At 61.1% G+C, this 16,000-nt stretch carries 12 protein-coding genes; 2 read left to right on the top strand and 10 right to left on the bottom strand.

All coding sequences use genetic code 11. The features are described 5' to 3' along the window. Positions 1–112 precede the first annotated feature (112 nt). From DW821_RS07480 to purH, 4 genes are all read right to left on the bottom strand, one after another. A complete protein-coding gene (locus DW821_RS07480) occupies positions 113–1,156 on the bottom strand; it encodes a sensor histidine kinase (protein ID WP_118066292.1) in 1,044 nt (347 codons plus the stop codon). A 9-nt stretch (positions 1,157–1,165) separates the two neighbouring features. Then, positions 1,166–1,837: a response regulator transcription factor gene (locus DW821_RS07485; RefSeq protein ID WP_118066294.1), complete on the bottom strand. Its 672-nt coding sequence runs from the start codon at positions 1,835–1,837 to the stop codon at positions 1,166–1,168. Between the two features lie 178 nt (positions 1,838–2,015). Next, positions 2,016–2,747: a hypothetical protein gene (locus DW821_RS07490; RefSeq protein ID WP_199584312.1), complete on the bottom strand. Its 732-nt coding sequence runs from the start codon at positions 2,745–2,747 to the stop codon at positions 2,016–2,018. Positions 2,748–2,969: 222 nt separating this feature from the next. Next, entirely contained in the window at positions 2,970–4,577 is a 1,608-nt protein-coding gene (purH, locus tag DW821_RS07495; RefSeq protein ID WP_118066296.1) for a bifunctional phosphoribosylaminoimidazolecarboxamide formyltransferase/IMP cyclohydrolase, read from the bottom strand. 276 nt (positions 4,578–4,853) lie between these two features. Between purH and DW821_RS07500 the strand changes: the two genes are divergently transcribed. Then, positions 4,854–5,492 (top strand): GNAT family N-acetyltransferase, encoded by a 639-nt coding sequence (locus tag DW821_RS07500; RefSeq protein WP_117629947.1) that lies wholly within the window; start codon positions 4,854–4,856, stop codon positions 5,490–5,492. Positions 5,493–5,944: 452 nt separating this feature from the next. Here DW821_RS07500 and DW821_RS10200 read toward each other — a convergent pair whose 3' ends face one another. After that, complete coding sequence (locus tag DW821_RS10200; RefSeq protein ID WP_158567556.1) at positions 5,945–7,891, bottom strand: DUF2207 domain-containing protein; 1,947 nt, start codon at positions 7,889–7,891, stop codon at positions 5,945–5,947. 510 nt (positions 7,892–8,401) lie between these two features. On the opposite strand from DW821_RS10200, the gene gluQRS reads away from it, so the two are divergent. Further along, positions 8,402–9,421: a tRNA glutamyl-Q(34) synthetase GluQRS gene (gluQRS, locus tag DW821_RS07510; protein ID WP_255415112.1), complete on the top strand. Its 1,020-nt coding sequence runs from the start codon at positions 8,402–8,404 to the stop codon at positions 9,419–9,421. 15 nt (positions 9,422–9,436) lie between these two features. On the opposite strand, the gene DW821_RS07515 is transcribed toward gluQRS, so the two are convergent. From DW821_RS07515 to DW821_RS07530, 5 genes are all read right to left on the bottom strand, one after another. Next, positions 9,437–10,162: a metallophosphoesterase gene (locus DW821_RS07515; protein WP_117637086.1), complete on the bottom strand. Its 726-nt coding sequence runs from the start codon at positions 10,160–10,162 to the stop codon at positions 9,437–9,439. Next, positions 10,159–10,797, bottom strand: a complete 639-nt coding sequence (locus DW821_RS07520; RefSeq protein WP_117637087.1) for a metallophosphoesterase — start codon at positions 10,795–10,797, stop codon at positions 10,159–10,161. Before DW821_RS07520 ends, DW821_RS07515 begins: the two co-directional genes overlap by 4 nt. A 9-nt stretch (positions 10,798–10,806) precedes the next feature. Beyond that, entirely contained in the window at positions 10,807–11,562 is a 756-nt protein-coding gene (locus DW821_RS07525) for a metallophosphoesterase (protein ID WP_089572443.1), read from the bottom strand. A gap of 128 nt (positions 11,563–11,690) precedes the next feature. Next, positions 11,691–12,056, bottom strand: a complete 366-nt coding sequence (locus DW821_RS10135) for a hypothetical protein (RefSeq protein WP_117799814.1) — start codon at positions 12,054–12,056, stop codon at positions 11,691–11,693. Positions 12,057–12,152: 96 nt separating this feature from the next. Then, positions 12,153–15,503: a CAP domain-containing protein gene (locus DW821_RS07530; RefSeq protein WP_117637088.1), complete on the bottom strand. Its 3,351-nt coding sequence runs from the start codon at positions 15,501–15,503 to the stop codon at positions 12,153–12,155. Positions 15,504–16,000 lie beyond the last annotated feature (497 nt).

Raw genomic sequence — 16,000 nt, forward strand, 5'->3', positions numbered from 1 at the left:
GGGAGATCCATTTGAGCCTCATAGTTATGTTCACGTTCGGGAACATAACGCCAGTTGCCTTAGTCAAGTTCACGTTCGGGAACATAGCCGTCCGCACCGCAAGACGGCCCGGCTACTCAAAGTATTGGAACTTGTTCGTTGAGAAGGAAAACGTTACGACAAAGCCTTCGCCGGAGTCGGATGCTGCGGTGACGTCGATGCCCATCTTGGAGCACAGACGCGCCACCAGGTAGAGGCCGATGCCCGTTGCGCGCTTGGTGGTGCGGCCGTTGTCGCCGGTAAAACCTTTCTCGAACACGCGCGGCAGGTCGGCCGCGCTCACGCCGCAGCCGTTGTCCGCGACGGTAAGCTCGATGCGTTCGCTCGCCAGGCCCTCGTCCAGCAACGCGCCCGAAAACACGATCTTTGCGCCGTCCTCGCGCGCATATTTGATGCTGTTCTGAATAAGCTGGCCTAGAATAAACTCGAGCCACTTCTCGTCGGTAAAGACCTCAAAGTCGAGGTTCTCGCACACCGGAGCCACGTGCGCCGCGATAAGCTCGCGCGCGTTGGCTTTAATCGCGCCCGTCACCAAGGTCTTGAGATTCCAGCGACGAATCAGGTAGTCGCGCTCCACGACTTCCGAGCGCGCGTAGTACAGTGCCTGGTCGATATAGCGCTCCACGCGAGCCAGCTCGCGACCCAGGTCATCCACACGCGACAGGTCGTCTTCGCTGCCGTCCAGGTTTTCCAAAATCAGATGGGCTGCAGCCAGGGGCAGTTTGGCCTCGTGGACCCAGCTCTCGATATAGTCGCGATAGTCGTCGGTCTGGCGCCGGCCTTCGGCAACCTCGTCGCAGGCGGCTTTGCCCACCCGGCGCAGGACCTCGTACTCGAGCTCGCCCTCGGCATAGGTTGGGCATTGCACCATCTCCTGCACCCACGCGGGACTCTCCAGCTCCTCGGCCGCACGCTCCAGCTGGCGCAGAAAGCGGCGACGGCGCGTATATTCGATCACGATACCCAGCATGCCAAAGGCAAAGGACACGCCGATTGCCACGATCACGATAGATGCAGGAGCACCGGCGACCGTCAGCACAAAGCAGCTCAGCAACACGCCGCACGTCCACACGGCGACGGAAAGCAGCGCATCTTTGAAGAATTTGGCAAACGACATAGCCGACCCCTAGACCGAATAGCCCTGGCCGCGGTGTGTCGTCAAATACCCCTTGATGCCGATTTTTTCGAGCGTAGTGCGCAGGCGGTTGATGTTGACGGTGAGCGTGTTGTCGTCCACGAAGGCATCGGAGTCCCACAGGTCCTGCATGATGGCCGAGCGCGAAACGATCTTGCCCGCGCGGCTCAGAAGCAGCGAGAGGATACGCAGCTCGTTTTTGGTGAGCTCGGTGCTAGTGCCGGTTTGCGTGTTGGTGACCATGGAGCGGGCGAGGTCGAGCTCCAATCCCTTGTGAACGAGCGTGCTGCGCTCGCCTGCCGCCGCGGTGCGACGCAGCAGTGCGTTGATGCGCGCCACGAGCACGCGGGCGCTGTATGGCTTGGGGACAAAGTCGTCCGCGCCGAGCGTCATGGCCATGACCTCGTCGATCTCGGTCGTGCGCGACGTGAGGACGATGATGGGGACCTCGGATTCGCGACGGACCTCGTGGCAGATGTGCTGGCCGTCTTTGACGGGAAGCGTCAGGTCGAGCAGCACCAGGTCGGGCGCGGCGGCGAGAATATCGCGCGAGACGTGCTCGAACGATTCGCAGGCCTCGACCTCAAAACCGGCACGAGCAAGGATGTCGGCAAGCTCGCGACGAATGGGCTCGTCGTCCTCAACGATATAGATCAGCGCCATGGATTCCGCTCCCCTCCTGGTTGTCTTACAGCCATTATTACCGCGAAGCCGCCGGTACGCGCCTCGCGCGGCGCCAAGGTGACAGAACTGTTCGCGAACGAAAGCGTTCGGCTCGATCCTCGCTTGCGGCGGGCGCGGGGATTACATGATTATAAAATCCCCGTCCCAGAAAAATCATTTAGCGGCGGGCGCGGAGCTTTTCGTAGCCATCGGCAAAGAAGGCGACCGTCGCGGCATCGGACTCGGCGGCGTCAGCGTCGGCGGCAGGCACCACGCCGTGCTCGTCGCTCACCAGGAACAGCGCGCCCTTGAGCTGTGCGGGAATGTCCACGCGCGTGACCGGGATGCCCTTGGTCTGGGCCAGCTGCTCGATGAGCGTCGCCGTGCCGCACAGGCACTCGTCTGCCGGCGCCACAAAGGCAAGCTCACCGTCGTTGACGGCAGCGAGCAGCTCGGGCGCCACGCCGGTCTCGTCGGCCTCGGAGCGGGCCTCGGCAGAACGGGCACGCAGCGCCTTGGCAGAAGTGTCGACCAGCGGCTCGTACTCCCCCACCGTCATGGCGGCGTTGCCGTTGACGTCGATCACCAGCATGAGCACGCCATCGTGCGCGGTGTAATCGCCCTCGGCAAGCGACCACTCAACGTGCTGTTTGGCCCAGCTGAGCATGTTGTGGGTAAGCGGCTCGCCCTGCACCAAGCGCTCGGACAGTGCGCGGATGTGACGGTTGAGCATGGGCACCTTTTTGTTGGACATGCGCCAACGGCAGACAAGCGCGGGCTTGTCGAGCGTAAACTTCTCGACCGCCTCCTGATTGGCGCAAAAGTCCTCGTACGCACGCTGGTCCTCGGCATTGCCAAACAGCTCGGCATCATCAATCTGGGGCATGGTCATACCTTTCGTGTTAGTCATTCCGTCCTCTTATACCAAAAAGACGGCCCTCCAAACGGAGCGGCCGTCTTTTGCAGAGATTATTTTGAAGATATGGCCCGGCAATCAATCAGCTTAATGGGATAGAACAACATCCCATTAAGGGTTTTCCAAGTGCCCGAGATTGCCCCGAAAGAGGAGCGCCGCGTACTAAATGTACGCAAGCGACGGTTTGAGGGGCAAGGTCGGGTGCTTGGGAAAGCCCTAGTGCCTAAAATGTCTGGCTCCTGTGAAGACCATTGCGATGCCATGCTCGTTGCAGGCCTGAATGCTCTCGTCGTCGCGCTTGGAGCCGCCGGGCTGAATGATGCAGGTCACGCCGTGTGCGGCAAGCACGTCGACGTTGTCGCGGAACGGGAAGAACGCGTCGCTTGCACAGGCAAAGCCGCCCTTCTCCACGCCCTCGCGCTCGCAGAAGTCCTCGGCGCGCTCGCAGGCAAGCAGCGCGGAGTCAACGCGGTTGGGCTGACCGGGGCCCATGCCAATGCCGGCCTTACCCTTGGAGACCAGAATGGCGTTGGACTTAACGCCCTTGCAGACCTTCCAGGCAAACTCGAGCTCGGCCATCTCGGCGTCGGTGGGCTTGCGGTCGGTGGGGAACGTAAAGGTCGCGGGATCCTCGGTCACGTGGTCGACCTCCTGCACCAGCATGCCACCGTCGATGGAACGCAGCTCCACCTGGGCGCCGTGGTCCACGCCGCCGGTAGCCAGCACGCGCAAGTTGGGGCGCTTGGCCATGCGCTCGAGCGCCTCGGCGGTATAGCCCGGGGCGATGATGACCTCGACGAACTGCTTGTTCTCGTCGGCAAAATGCTCAACCAGCTCATAGGGAACCTCGCGGTTGCAGGCGATGATGCCGCCAAAGGCGCTCTTGGGATCGCAGGCGAAGGCGCGGTCGTAGGCTGCCGTTATGTCCTCGGCAACGGCGGAACCGCAGGGGTTCTGGTGCTTGAGGATCACGCAGGCCGGCTCGTCGAACTCGCGGACCAGGTTCCAGGCGGCGTCGGCATCCAGATAGTTGTTATAGCTGAGCGGCTTGCCCTGGATCTGCTCGGAGCCCACGAGCGGGAACTGCGAGCTCGCGGTGTTCTCGCAGCCCTCGGCAAAGCGATAGACCGTGGCCTTCTGTTGCGGGTTCTCGCCATAGCGCAGGTCGTCGACCTTCTCCAGCGAAACCTCAAGCTTGGCAGAGGTGTCCGCCACGTCGCTTGCCTGGGCGGCAAGCCAACGGGAGATAGCCGTGTCGTAGGCGGCGGTAGTCTGGTAGACCTTCACCTGCAGGCGGCGACGGGTGGAAAGCGTGGTGCAGCCACCGGTCTCGCGCATCTCGGCCAGGACGGCATCATAGTCGGCCGGGTCGGAGATGACGGTAACGCTCGCGGCGTTCTTGGCGGCAGAGCGCAGCATGGAGGGACCACCGATGTCGATGTGCTCGATGGCATCCGCAAAGGTGACCTCGGGGTTGGCGACGGTCTTCTCGAACTCGTATAGGTTGACGACGACCAGGTCGATCAGCTTAATGCCGTGCTGAGCCGCCTCCTGCATGTGCTGCTCGGAATCGCGGCGGGCCAGCAGCGCGCCGTGAACCTTGGGGTGCAGGGTCTTAACGCGGCCGTCCATCATCTCGGGATAGCCCGTGAACTCCTCGATGGGGGTTACGGGAACGCCCGCGTCCTCGATGGCACGAGCCGTGCCGCCCGTAGAGATGATCTCGACGCCAAAGTCGTCAACCAGCGTCCGTGCGAAATCGACGACGCCCGTCTTATCGGTAACCGAGATCAACGCGCGTGCGATCTTCACATCAGATCCCATGCAGTCCTCCTGTCTGGTACGCCGCCGTGCTCTGTGAGTCGGTGATACGTCGATCTGCAGCGCTCGCGCAGCGGCATTGAAAATACTGATTCAATGTAGCGCATCGAGCGCGACGTTGCACCCCGCAACGCACGGCTGTGCAGAAAAAGTTTGCGAGCGGGGGGATGGGCACGGCACCGGGCACGGTGAGTTCATGGAACACAGGGGCACCATAATTAGATGCCAATGGCGTGGTAGAACTGTGCTCGATATGCATCCGCAAAAGAAAGAGGCACCATGGTCTCGCGGGTTCTCTACCGACCGTTTGATACCGAAGACTTCGACGCCATCGCGCTGATTCTGCAGCAGCTTTGGCATAACAATTCGGATAACGATGAGTACAACCGCCTCGAGGCCGCGTGCGACCTTGCCTACTGCCTTTCGTCGTCGACGTTTTCGCAGGTTGCGGTGATTGACGGTCAGGCGCGTGGCATTTCGCTCGCGCGTGCGGGACAGAGCTCCGGCGCCGTTAAGGAACACTGGATGGATACCGAACGCGCGCTACTATCGCAGATGCGTGAGCTGGAGCCCGATGCCTGCGCCGAGTATCTCTCGTTTGTACGCGCAACCATCCGAACCAACAACCGTCTGCTCGAGAGCAGCCCGTTGCCGCACGACAACGAGGTCACGCTGCTTGCCGTGGATCGCGATGTCCATGGCCTGGGCGTTGGCACGGTTCTGCTCGATGCCGCAGTCTCGCACCTGTCCTCGCTTGGAGCGACGAGGGCGCACCTGTACACCGACTCCAACTGCTCGTGGAAGTTCTACGAGCTGCACGGCTTTAAGCGCACGGCCACGCACCGCGCCAACCGCGAAGAGCGCCGCCACGCCATGCCGCGCGAAAGCTTTCTCTACGAACTCGACCTAACAGCCTAGCCCAAGCAGCCACACCTAGTCATTTAAGAACGTCCCCAATGACTGATCCCCAACAACTAGTCATTTAAGTCTGTCCCCAATGAGTGGCCTAGGGGGTTTGTAGATAGCCGTGGTCAAAATACATCAAATATGAGTACTGTTACCTTTTTAGTAGCAGCGATTCAGGGCATTTTTGATGCTTATAGGCATGACGACCAGCTGCACGAGCTGACGTAACTCCCCAAATGTTCAATAAAATGGGCTCCTAACGAGAAGTACTCTCATTAGGAGCCCATTATTATGTGCAAACATATGTGACCAACGCAGCAACAGTACTCATATTTGGCATTTTTTGTCCACTGCCCCTTGCGCGAAGGTCCTCAGCGGAAAGTTTGACCCGTTTCGATGCACAAAAATGGGATGAATCTTCCCTGGCAACCGCCCAGAAAGATCCACCCCAAAGCAAGCGCTCGCTAGAACGTTCCGCCGCCGCCTCCGCCGACGCCGCCACCGCCGCCACCGGAAAAGCCGCCACCGCTGCCGCCGCTCGAGCTATCGGAACTCGAAGCCAGCTCGCGGATGGTCTCGTGGTACACATCGTTGAACGAATCGAGCGGGGACTCGTTGCCGTAGTGATGGTAATACCACCAGTAGCAGGGGTAGTTGTCGTAGAAATCGTCACTGTTGCGCAGGTCCGCAGGCACGGCTTCGGCCAGCTGTCGCAGCACTTCTTTCGAAACGCCCAGGGCAACGCCCATCACCAGAAACTTGTTCCACAAGATCAGGTCGCTGGGGACGGCCTCCTTCAGACGCGTAAAGTCCTCGAGCCAATGCTTGAGCGCCTTGCAGCGAACCGCCACCTCGGCGCCCTCCGGCGTGTAACGGCGGAAGGTGCAGCTCAGGACAAAGCCCACGATCGTGACGGGGATCGAAATCATAGCGGCACCGACGTTGGCGTCCGCAAAGTCGGTATAGAACAGAGAGCCCAAAATGCCAAAGACAATGATGATGCCGAGAACCAGGCCGGCCACCATCGCGATAGTGCCATCCGATGCGATAAACTCGCACTCCTCCAGCTTGCCCTTAACCGTGCTCTGATAGTCCTCGAGCTTGTCGCCAACAGATTCAGTACGCTCGCTGGCATACTCCTCCAGCTCGCTAAACGTGCGCGAACGGACGCCGTCTTTATCGGGCTTAACGCCAGCGAAGAAGACCTTGAGCACGTCGCGATCGATGCCGTCCTTCTTGGCAGCCTTCCAGGCCTCGTCGGTCACTGTGATGCGATACGTCTGCTCCTCTTTTTCGCGACGGAGCAGACCCTTCTTCTTGGTCTCGGTCGCTTCTTCCAGCTTGATCACGCGGTCGTCGGTCAGCTTCATCAGCGTGGCGATATATGCCTGATCGGGCACGTCGTTCCAGCTCATAAGAGTTGCAAGCACCGCGGGATGATCGGCGGAGGGCACATCGCGGAAGTACTCGTCCTGGAAGAGCGGCTTGGGCTTGGGCCTGCGCAGCTTGAGCATCACGATTACACCGGTATAGGCAACCGCCACAACAACACACACCACGGCAATCGCGCTGGCAACCGCACGCGCGTGCTCACGGCGGGCGTTAGCTTCGTCGGCCCATTCCTTCTCTTCGCTCAGGATCGTTGACATGCGCTCTTCGCCCGAAGCGGCAAGCTGCGGCACCCAGTCGCTAGGGAAGGCGATGCGTGCCTCGGCGAATTCGCCCTGGTGCACGCAGGGAATGGTATAGGTGACCATGGGCTCGTCCGCATCGAGCGACACGTCGCCCGTCAGCGGGCCGTGGCCCCATGCGCGGAAGTTATCGCCCTTGACGGCAGCCGCCCCGGCAGCGGCATTTGCAAAGTAGACTTCCATCTCGACGTCATCGGAGTCCGCCGACCAGCCGTCGCCGACGAATTTCCAGTAGAGCTCGGCGGTATCGGCCCAGTTCATAACCGCACCGGTCATGGAATAACTCACGTAGTAGATTGCGCTGTCGCCGCTCTCGTGAGGGCTGAACACCTTAATCTTTACGCCGTCGTCGGACTGTTCCACCGTGTAAACGCCGTCGTCGCCTTTATTTGCGCTGTCGACCTTGTTAAACGCAGTGTCGTCTTCCTCGACGCTCAGCACATTGACGACCACCGAGCCGCCTTGCTGGTTAGAGCCTGTATTGATATCCCAATACACGCCGTTAATGTCATCGTCGAAATCGAACTGGCGTCCCTCGACAACGGTCAGCGAGCCATCGGCCTCAACCGTGGCACCGATATAGGTTTGGCTCATGGAGTAGCCGTCGGCGTGCGCGACGGCAGGCAGCAGCAACAACGCAAGCGCGACGAGTGCGCAGACGGAAGCGAACCGCGCAAACAGGCGGCGCTGCCGACAGGGCTGGGCAACGGGGGCGTTCATAGGCACATCCTTTGTCTGTGGTACCAGTAGCGTCATTGTCCCACGTTTGCGGGTTCATGTGACGAACATCTAGGTCAGCGGAGCGTCAAAACGGGACAAAAGTCACGCCCGCCGCCGGCACCTGGTGACGTTCCCTATCTGCCGGTAATCTGGAACACTCCTTGGCATAGCCCGCTCCGGCAATAGATACCACTTCATAGCTCCATCACAGGTGTAGCGGCTTTGTGTGGGCGCGGCATTCGCTGATTGAGCCGCCAGTTGAGGGGCATAAAGCAGTTGAGCGAAAACGGTTTGCCCCTTTGCCGTCCGCTTGAGGATCATGTCCCCCTTTTCCGCGGAAACTCCGGCAGTTGCGAAGAGCTGCCGGGGTTTCTGTCGTTTGAGGGCTAGATTGATTGACGACGATTAAGGCGCCGAGCCGGTGGTCCGGCACGCGCAACGTGTGGCCGCGGCAACTTGCGAGCATCGACGACGCCTCCCCTCACCTCACCCCGCGCTATACTCGTCCGCATGGATATCAACGCATGCAACATAGCAACGCCCGCCGTGGCCACGTCGACGGCGACCAACAGCAAGCTCGTCCCCGCCCCCGCGCCTGTCGTGGGCCGTTTTGCCCCGTCACCCTCGGGCCGCATGCACCTGGGCAACGTGTTCAGCTGCCTGTGCGCGTGGCTTTCGGCCCGCAGCCAGGGCGGCAGCATCGTGTTACGCATTGAGGACCTGGACGATCGCTGCAAGCGCCCCGAACTTGCCGCTCAATTGATTGACGACCTGGCCTGGCTGGGGCTGGAGTGGGACGAAGGCCCCTACTACCAGCACGACCGCCTGGACTTGTACGAGGACGCCCTGCACCAGTTGCAATACGCCGGCCTCACCTATCCCTGCTTTTGCACACGCGCCGAGCTCCACGCCGCGAGTGCACCGCACGCGAGCGACGGCACGCCCATCTACCGTGGCGCCTGCCGAAGTCTTTCGGCCGAGGAGGTGGCCCGCCGCAGCGCCCTGCGCGCGCCGGCCACACGTCTGCGCGTGCCCACCGTCGACGACCTCGCAGACGACGTGATCGAATTTGTGGATCGCACGTACGGCGCCCAATGCGAAGCACTCGCCACCGAGTGCGGCGACTTTTTGGTGCGCCGCAGCGACGGCGTGTTTGCCTATCAGCTAGCCGTGGTGGTCGACGACGCTGCCATGGGCGTCACCGAGGTCGTGCGCGGATGCGACCTGCTGGGGTCCACGCCGCGCCAGATCTATCTGCAGCACCTGTTGGGACTGCCCACGCCGCACTACGCACATATTCCGCTGCTCATGGCACCGGACGGCCGCCGCCTTTCCAAACGAGACCGCGATCTGGACCTGGGCGAACTCCGCGCCCGCTTTGGCACGCCCGAAGCGCTGCTGGGTTGGCTCGCCGGACAAACAAGCATCGCGCCGGGCACCACGCCGCGCTCTGCCGAGCAGCTGGTCGAGCATTTTAGCTGGGATGTTATCCGCAAGCACAGGGAGAACATTACCGTAACGGCTGAGTAATCAGGCACCCCACCCCTACGCAACATCCCAGGGCTGGAGTTCGTCGCCCAGGCGAACGATGCAGTCGTAGAGCACGGTATGGCGCTCGGCCGGGTTGGCATCCCGATGAAAATGCCCGTAGTACCAGCGCTTGTAGTCCAAGCGGTCCTCCAGCTCATCGAAAAACGCCGTAAGCCGATCAACGGCGGGGCAATTCCAGCCGGGCGCCGGATAAAGCGTGGGCGAAAGCATGCGCGTAGAGCAGGTGTGGGTGACCACGTAGTCGACCTTCCAGCCCACGCCGTCGAGCTTTGTCCGCGCCTCCTCAAAGTTGCGCTCGTCCGGCAGCTCCTGCGGCCACCAGCTGGAATACGGAATGCGGTATTCCTTGTCCACGCTCGTGGCGCCGCCCATGGTAAAGACCGTTGAGCCGTCGAGTTCAAAAACCTCGCCGCGCGTCAGGCGCCGTATGGGCGAGGTGTCCGACAGGCGCTGTGTCAGTCCGCCGTGCCACAACTCCATGGGTCGCTCCGCCCAGTGGTCGAAACGTTCGTGGTTGCCGTCGACGAACAGCACGGTATAGGGGCGCGACTCCAGCCAAGCGATGTCGGCGCACTCCTCGGCAGAGAAATCCCACGGAAGGCCAAAGTCGCCGGCAATGATGAGATAGTCGTCGCTCGTCAGGCTTTCCCCAAGATCCCAATCGCGCAGCTTTTGCATGTCAGCGCCGCCATGGACGTCGCCCGTCACATAGACCGTCATCGGATCACCACTTCCCTCTTATAGGTTTCGAGATCGCGCTCGACCTGCTCGTCGCCCGTGGCGTTGACCCACCACGGCCACTTAACGCAACACACCGGCTCGTCTACCTGTGCAAACCACGACTTGAGCTCCTCCAGGCTCACCGGGGCGTAGCCGTTGGCGTCCACGCCCACGTCGTAGCGCAGCAGCCCCTGCCGAAGGTTGAACTTGTTATACGCGTCGCCACAGCTGTGGATATGCCCGTGCAAATGCCAGCCGCCGTGCGACATACCCTGCCAGTCGACCATGGGATAGTGGCTCAGCACGATTTTCTGACGGTCGATCTTGAGCACGCAAATGGGCGGCTCGACGATAAAAGCATCCGCCACCGCAGGCTGCGTCCAGTCTTTATCGTGGTTGCCGGGCAGCAGATGGATGCGCTTGCATGCAATGCTTTTGCGCAACTCGTAGGCATCTTGGACCGTCATCTTAAAGCTGAAGTCACCCAAAATGTAAAGCTCGTCATCCGCAGCGACCTTGCTATTAATGCTAGCGACCATGGCGTCGTTCATCTGCCCAACAGTCGACCAAGGCCTGTCGGCGAGCCGCAGCATGTTCTCGTGCCCAAAGTGGGTATCGCTGGTAAACCAGATCATGGGGACCTCCTAACGCTCTTGCTCAAAATAGTCACTCGCCGTCTCATCCTGCCCATCGGCACATCGCGCTTCGATCGGCACGATATCTTGGTAGATAAGGCGATGCTTGTCATCGCGCCATTCATCGTCATGGTAATGGCCAAAGAACCAGGTTCGGTAGTCGAGCCGCCCGTCGAGCTCGCCCAAAAAGGCCTGCAGCGAATCGTCGTAGAACTCGCGATTGCACTCCATGCACAGCTCGTCAGCCAAATCGACCGGCGCCTCGTGCGTCACAACATAGTCGACCTTCCAGCCCGCGCGATCGAGCGAGGCGCGACAGTGTTTGATCTCGCGCTCACTCGGCATCTCCTCGGGCCACCACGTCTTTCCCTCCTGACGCCACTGTTTGTCATGGCTCGCGGCGCCACCCATGGCGAGCACCGTGGTCCCCGTGATGTCGAACACCTCGCCGCGCATCAGGTGCAGCACGTGCGGGCGAACCTCGTGAACGAGGCCCCCGTTCCACTCACGCATTGGCAGCCCCGCCAGCAGATGATGGTTCTCGTGATTGCCGTCGACAAAACACGTGGTCCAGGGCTTGGACTCAAACCAGTCGAGCCAGTATTTGTCGGTGTTCGAGCCGCTCCATATAAAGCCAAAGTCGCCGGCAACGATGACAACGTCATCGCGCGTCAGCGTTCGACCCAATGGCCAAACGCGCGACGAGAAGCGACTCGCCCCATACTCGGCAACACCGTGAACGTCTCCGGTAACGAAAATAGACATCAAACAACACCTCCGTGCTGTGCGACTCTGGACAAATCAATGGAAGAAATTGCAGGCCGGGCCGGCATCTGTATCCCTTAGGGCTTACCCTTCGTTCTTCCATCCAAACGGATCAAACACCCAAAAAACTAGATCGAGCACACTGTTGGCGGGCAGCATGTTGGGCAGGGCGTCTTGCCTCGCTTGAGTGCAGCCGCTAATGGTACGCTTGTTTTAATGGCGTTTTGAGGAAGGCTTTTGCACCCCGTAGAACGGTGGTAAATCTTGCCGTTCTTAGTGACGATTACCTTGATTTTTGAGGTATCCACGCTGCGGGGCTCGATGGGCGCAGCCACCTCTTGACGAGCTGGCGCTGTTTTCCAAGGCTTGCCTCTCGAAAAACCAAAATCGCAGAATCGATTGATATAGCTGTCGAAACATCCATCGAACAGCAACCCCGTTGCCAGACCCGCCATGAATCCGCAGGCGATCGCGGCCTCTCCTCTTATTTGCATATATCCCTCCTTAATCAATCTTGAAGAAAAAGGCGGCGCGCGCCGCAGAGCCCATGCCCCTGCGGTGCGCGCCAAAAACAGCGCGCTTCCCTGTCCCTAACGGATCAGCTGGCGGCGCTTATCGGACAGGAATACGCCGGCGGCCACCAGGACCGTGCCGCCGATCACGAAGGTCTCACCCAGCAGCTCGGACGCATCGCCCGTGGCGGGCATCGCCGTCTGCCAAGTCGTGGCCTCGGTCTTTGCCTCCGCATGCTTGGCCTGGTACGTCACTTGCGTGACGGGCTGGGTCTGCTCGCCGTTTCCGCGGTCGGCGGCCTCTTGGCGAGCGATCTCGGCGTTAAGCTCGGCAATAGCCTGGTCGAGCTCGACCTTGGCGGCGGTGTAGTTGGCGAGCGCCTCCAAGTATGCCGGCGCCACGGCATCCGTCGCAGCCACGGCGTCATCGAGTTCGGCCTTGGCGGTCGCGGCACGCTCGGCGGCATCGTGGGCCGCAGCGATCTTGGCGTTAAGTACCTCGTCCGCATCGTCAGTGCTGCCGTTGACAATGGCTTCGGCAATATTGATTCTGCGCAGGCGGGCAACCGCGGCGGCAGAGGCGTCGCGCGCGACAGTCGCATCCACCACGGCATCGTCAGCCTCCACCACGTCATACTCGGCATCGCTCACGGCCATCGCCGCTGCATCGAGCGCGGCATCGGCAGTCGCTTTGTCCCCAGTGGCCTTGGCAAGTGCTGCGGCGGCATTCTTAAGCTGAGAGGCGCGGGCGGCAGCTGCATCAGATTTTGCCTGAGCCGTTGCCACGACGGCGTCGGCATCGCTTGCAGCCCGCTGCGCCATATCGAGCTCCACCTGAGTGGCAGCAGCATCGATGCCTGCCTGATCGGCATCGCCTTGGGTGGCAAGAAGTTCGGCCTCCGCCTCGCGCTGATTGGCACGCGCGCTTTCGAGTGCAGACGACGCCGCATCAAACGCACGCTGAGCAGCGGCGATATCGGCTGAGTACGCCGCTAGCTCATCCTGGGCCGCGGCAAGTGCATCCCGTTTGTCGCCAACACCGGCACGAGCGGCGTCCAGTGCGCGCTTGGCAGCAGCCACCTTGCCCTTGGCAATGTCGAGCTCGCCAGACTTGGCGGCCACGGCGTCCTGCGCTGCCGCAACAGCGGCGTTGGCAGCGCTCAAATCGGCGCGGGCATCGCTGACGGCACGCGCGGCGGCGTCAGCTGCAGCCTGCTTTTGCGCCACGGCAGCCTGGGCCTCCGAGGCCTTGGTTGCCGCGACATCAACGTTAGCGGCAGCGCGCTCAACCTGGGTTTGCTTTGCTGCAACGGCCTGCGATGCTGCACTCACCTTGCTGCCGGCATCGTCGGCAACGCCCTGCGCCACAGCAAGCTCCTTGCGTGCCGCATCCACGCCCTGCTCGGGATTTGCCAACGAGTCACACCACGCATTCAACGCAGCCTCATACTCTGCAACCGTCATCGGATTGAGGTTATACGGCTTATACCATTGACCAGAATATACAAATGTTTGCGCCTGTGTACTCCCGTACAGCGTCCCTCGCGTGCAAACGCCCATGCCCGTCACGGTGTAATCGGGGTTGATCACGTTGATGTAATGTCCGACCGAAGGGTTTGGTCCACCGTGCAGTGCGGCGTAGTTATCAATCTGGGAGCTATGCGCTGTATAGAAATCGTAAGCGGCCTTTCCCGTAAGGCCCGACGCGCCCAGCGAGGCGGCGGCAGCATCAAAGATGGCCTTTTCCTGATCGACCCACTGCTTAAACGGATTGCTTCCGTAGTTCCACGCCACATTCTCGCCCACGTTAAACTGCTGAGCGTGCGCGACCTTCGTATCGGAGAAGTTCGCGTCGGCGATGGCGGTCGCCATCATGGCATATGTCACCTTGAGCTCGCCTAGGCCAACGCTTGCGCGATACTCGTTGCACGCTTTGAGCCACACAACCGCCTGCTTCATATTGGTCAGGCTCGTCGCGTCGACTTCCTCGCCCACCTTGTTGTAGCCAGCGAGTTTGCAGTTGAGGATGATATCCGCCGCATCGTCGGCACCCACACTCTTAAAGAATGCGATGGCACCCTGGCGGTAGTTCTCCGCCGATGCATTCGCCGTTGCCTGAGCGGCATCGAGCTTTGCCTGGGCCTGAGCCACAGCCTGGTCGGCCTGCTGCTTTTGGGCCTTCGCCTGATCGAGCGCCTTGTCGGCAGCGTCTTTCTCGTCCTTGGCCGCCGAAAGCTTGGCCTGGGCATCGGCCAGCTCCGTGAGCGCACTGGCATGATCGGTCTTGGCCTGGTCAAGAGCGGCGTCGGCAGCGGTCTTGGCAGCAGCGGCGGCATCCAGCTTTGACTGGGCATCGGCAGCGGCCTGCTGCTGATCGGCAACTGCCTGCTGAGCAGTCTGAACCTCGCCCTCGGCGGCGGCAACGTCCTGCTCAGCGGCAGCAAGCTCGCTCTCGCACTTCGACTGCGCGGCCTTGGCGGCCGTCAGCGCTTCGGACGCAGCAGCCACCTTTGCCTTGGCGGCCTCGTACTCCGGGCCCGCGGCGCCCTGCTCGGCTCGATCCAGATCGGCCTTGGCCGCGTCATAGCTCGTCTGCGCGGCATCCACGTCCGCATCTGCCGCGGCCTTTGCCTGCTGAGCTGCCGAAAGCTTGCCCTGCGCGTCCTGCTGCTTGGCAGCGGCGGCAGTGGCAGCGTCTTGAGCATCCGAGAGCTTGGCCTGCGCATCAACGACCTGCTGCTTCGCCTGTTCCAGGTCACTCGCAGCCTGCCCTGCGGCAGCCTGGGCGGCAGCTACAGCCTCGGGCGTAGCATCGGATGCAGCAGCCTGTGCGGCCTCAAGCGCAGACTGGGCATCACGGGATGCCCTCTGGGCAGCAGTCAGGGCTTCATCCTTGTCCGCCAGCTCCTTCTTGGCAGCATCGAGCGCAGCCTGAGCGTCCTCAAACGCCTTGACATCCTGATCGGCCTTGTCCTGCGCAGCGCCCAGCTGCTTTTCCAGCTCGGCCGAAGCAGCGGAGGCCGCGCTATCGCTCGCACCGCGGGCCGCGTCATAGGCGCCCCGCGCCTGCTGCTGGTTGACGGCGGCAGCATCGTAGGGAGCGGCAGCCGCTTCCAGATCGGCCTTGGCGGTAGCAGCTTTAGCGCGCGCCGCATCAACTGCAGCCTGCAGGTCGGCGACCTTTTGCGCTGCAGACACGGCACCCGCGCCAGTACCGGCGGCCGCAGCGCTCGTCAGCGGCGACATCACCGCAGCCGTTGCGCCCGCGGCGCCAATGCCATCCGCACCCTGCGCCGCCGCGGTCAGAGGCGACAGCAGCGAGCCGCCCGTCATGGCAATCGTCGCCGCAGCAACCGTCGCCACGCGCCCAGCCGCCCTGGCCTTACCCAAGGCCTTGCCGTTCATGTCCTTGTTCATGTTCTTGCTCATTGCCGATTCCTTCCCACGGTGAGCCGTTGTTTGACACAGATAGTCGATCTAACTTGCCCCGCTAAAAAGAGGTGATAACGGGGTAATTAAATTGAGCGAATTGAATCGTGATGAAACTAATCTCCGCAAAAGCCAAACTCATAGTTCCGCTCGCGCTCAATCTCATCTAAATACTCGAGTTCTTCGCCGCATGGCTTCTCTTCATCTAGAAATACAAGCCCGTTCTCTGCGCGAGAACCGACAGTGCAACCAAGGATAGTCTCGAGATTAATGTAACTACTATTATCGTTGTTAAAGGAGAAACTGCTGGTGCTCATGCTCAAGTCCCGTCTACATAAACTCAAATTGCTGTGCTTGGCCTCTTTTAGAGACCCCATCTCATACGCTATGACTGCAGTATATGCGCTCCGCTTGTATGTTGCAAGAACAATTTTATTTTTCTAACGCATATAACGGATGCCTTGATTGGCAACTTCATCCGAACACTTCCCACATTC

This window comes from Collinsella sp. AM33-4BH, assembly GCF_003469205.1.
Taxonomy (GTDB): Bacteria; Actinomycetota; Coriobacteriia; order Coriobacteriales; family Coriobacteriaceae; genus Collinsella.

Coding starts and splice junctions, on each gene's coding strand:
- DW821_RS10200 (WP_158567556.1), bottom strand. CDS start 7,891: ATGAACGCCCCCGTTGCCCAGCCCTGTCGGCAGCGCCGCCTGTTTGCG.
- DW821_RS07485 (WP_118066294.1), bottom strand. CDS start 1,837: ATGGCGCTGATCTATATCGTTGAGGACGACGAGCCCATTCGTCGCGAG.
- DW821_RS07520 (WP_117637087.1), bottom strand. CDS start 10,797: ATGATCTGGTTTACCAGCGATACCCACTTTGGGCACGAGAACATGCTG.
- DW821_RS07525 (WP_089572443.1), bottom strand. CDS start 11,562: ATGTCTATTTTCGTTACCGGAGACGTTCACGGTGTTGCCGAGTATGGG.
- purH (WP_118066296.1), bottom strand. CDS start 4,577: ATGGGATCTGATGTGAAGATCGCACGCGCGTTGATCTCGGTTACCGAT.
- DW821_RS07530 (WP_117637088.1), bottom strand. CDS start 15,503: ATGAGCAAGAACATGAACAAGGACATGAACGGCAAGGCCTTGGGTAAG.
- DW821_RS07515 (WP_117637086.1), bottom strand. CDS start 10,162: ATGACGGTCTATGTGACGGGCGACGTCCATGGCGGCGCTGACATGCAA.
- DW821_RS07490 (WP_199584312.1), bottom strand. CDS start 2,747: ATGACTAACACGAAAGGTATGACCATGCCCCAGATTGATGATGCCGAG.
- DW821_RS10135 (WP_117799814.1), bottom strand. CDS start 12,056: ATGCAAATAAGAGGAGAGGCCGCGATCGCCTGCGGATTCATGGCGGGT.
- DW821_RS07480 (WP_118066292.1), bottom strand. CDS start 1,156: ATGTCGTTTGCCAAATTCTTCAAAGATGCGCTGCTTTCCGTCGCCGTG.
- DW821_RS07500 (WP_117629947.1), top strand. CDS start 4,854: ATGGTCTCGCGGGTTCTCTACCGACCGTTTGATACCGAAGACTTCGAC.
- gluQRS (WP_255415112.1), top strand. CDS start 8,402: ATGGATATCAACGCATGCAACATAGCAACGCCCGCCGTGGCCACGTCG.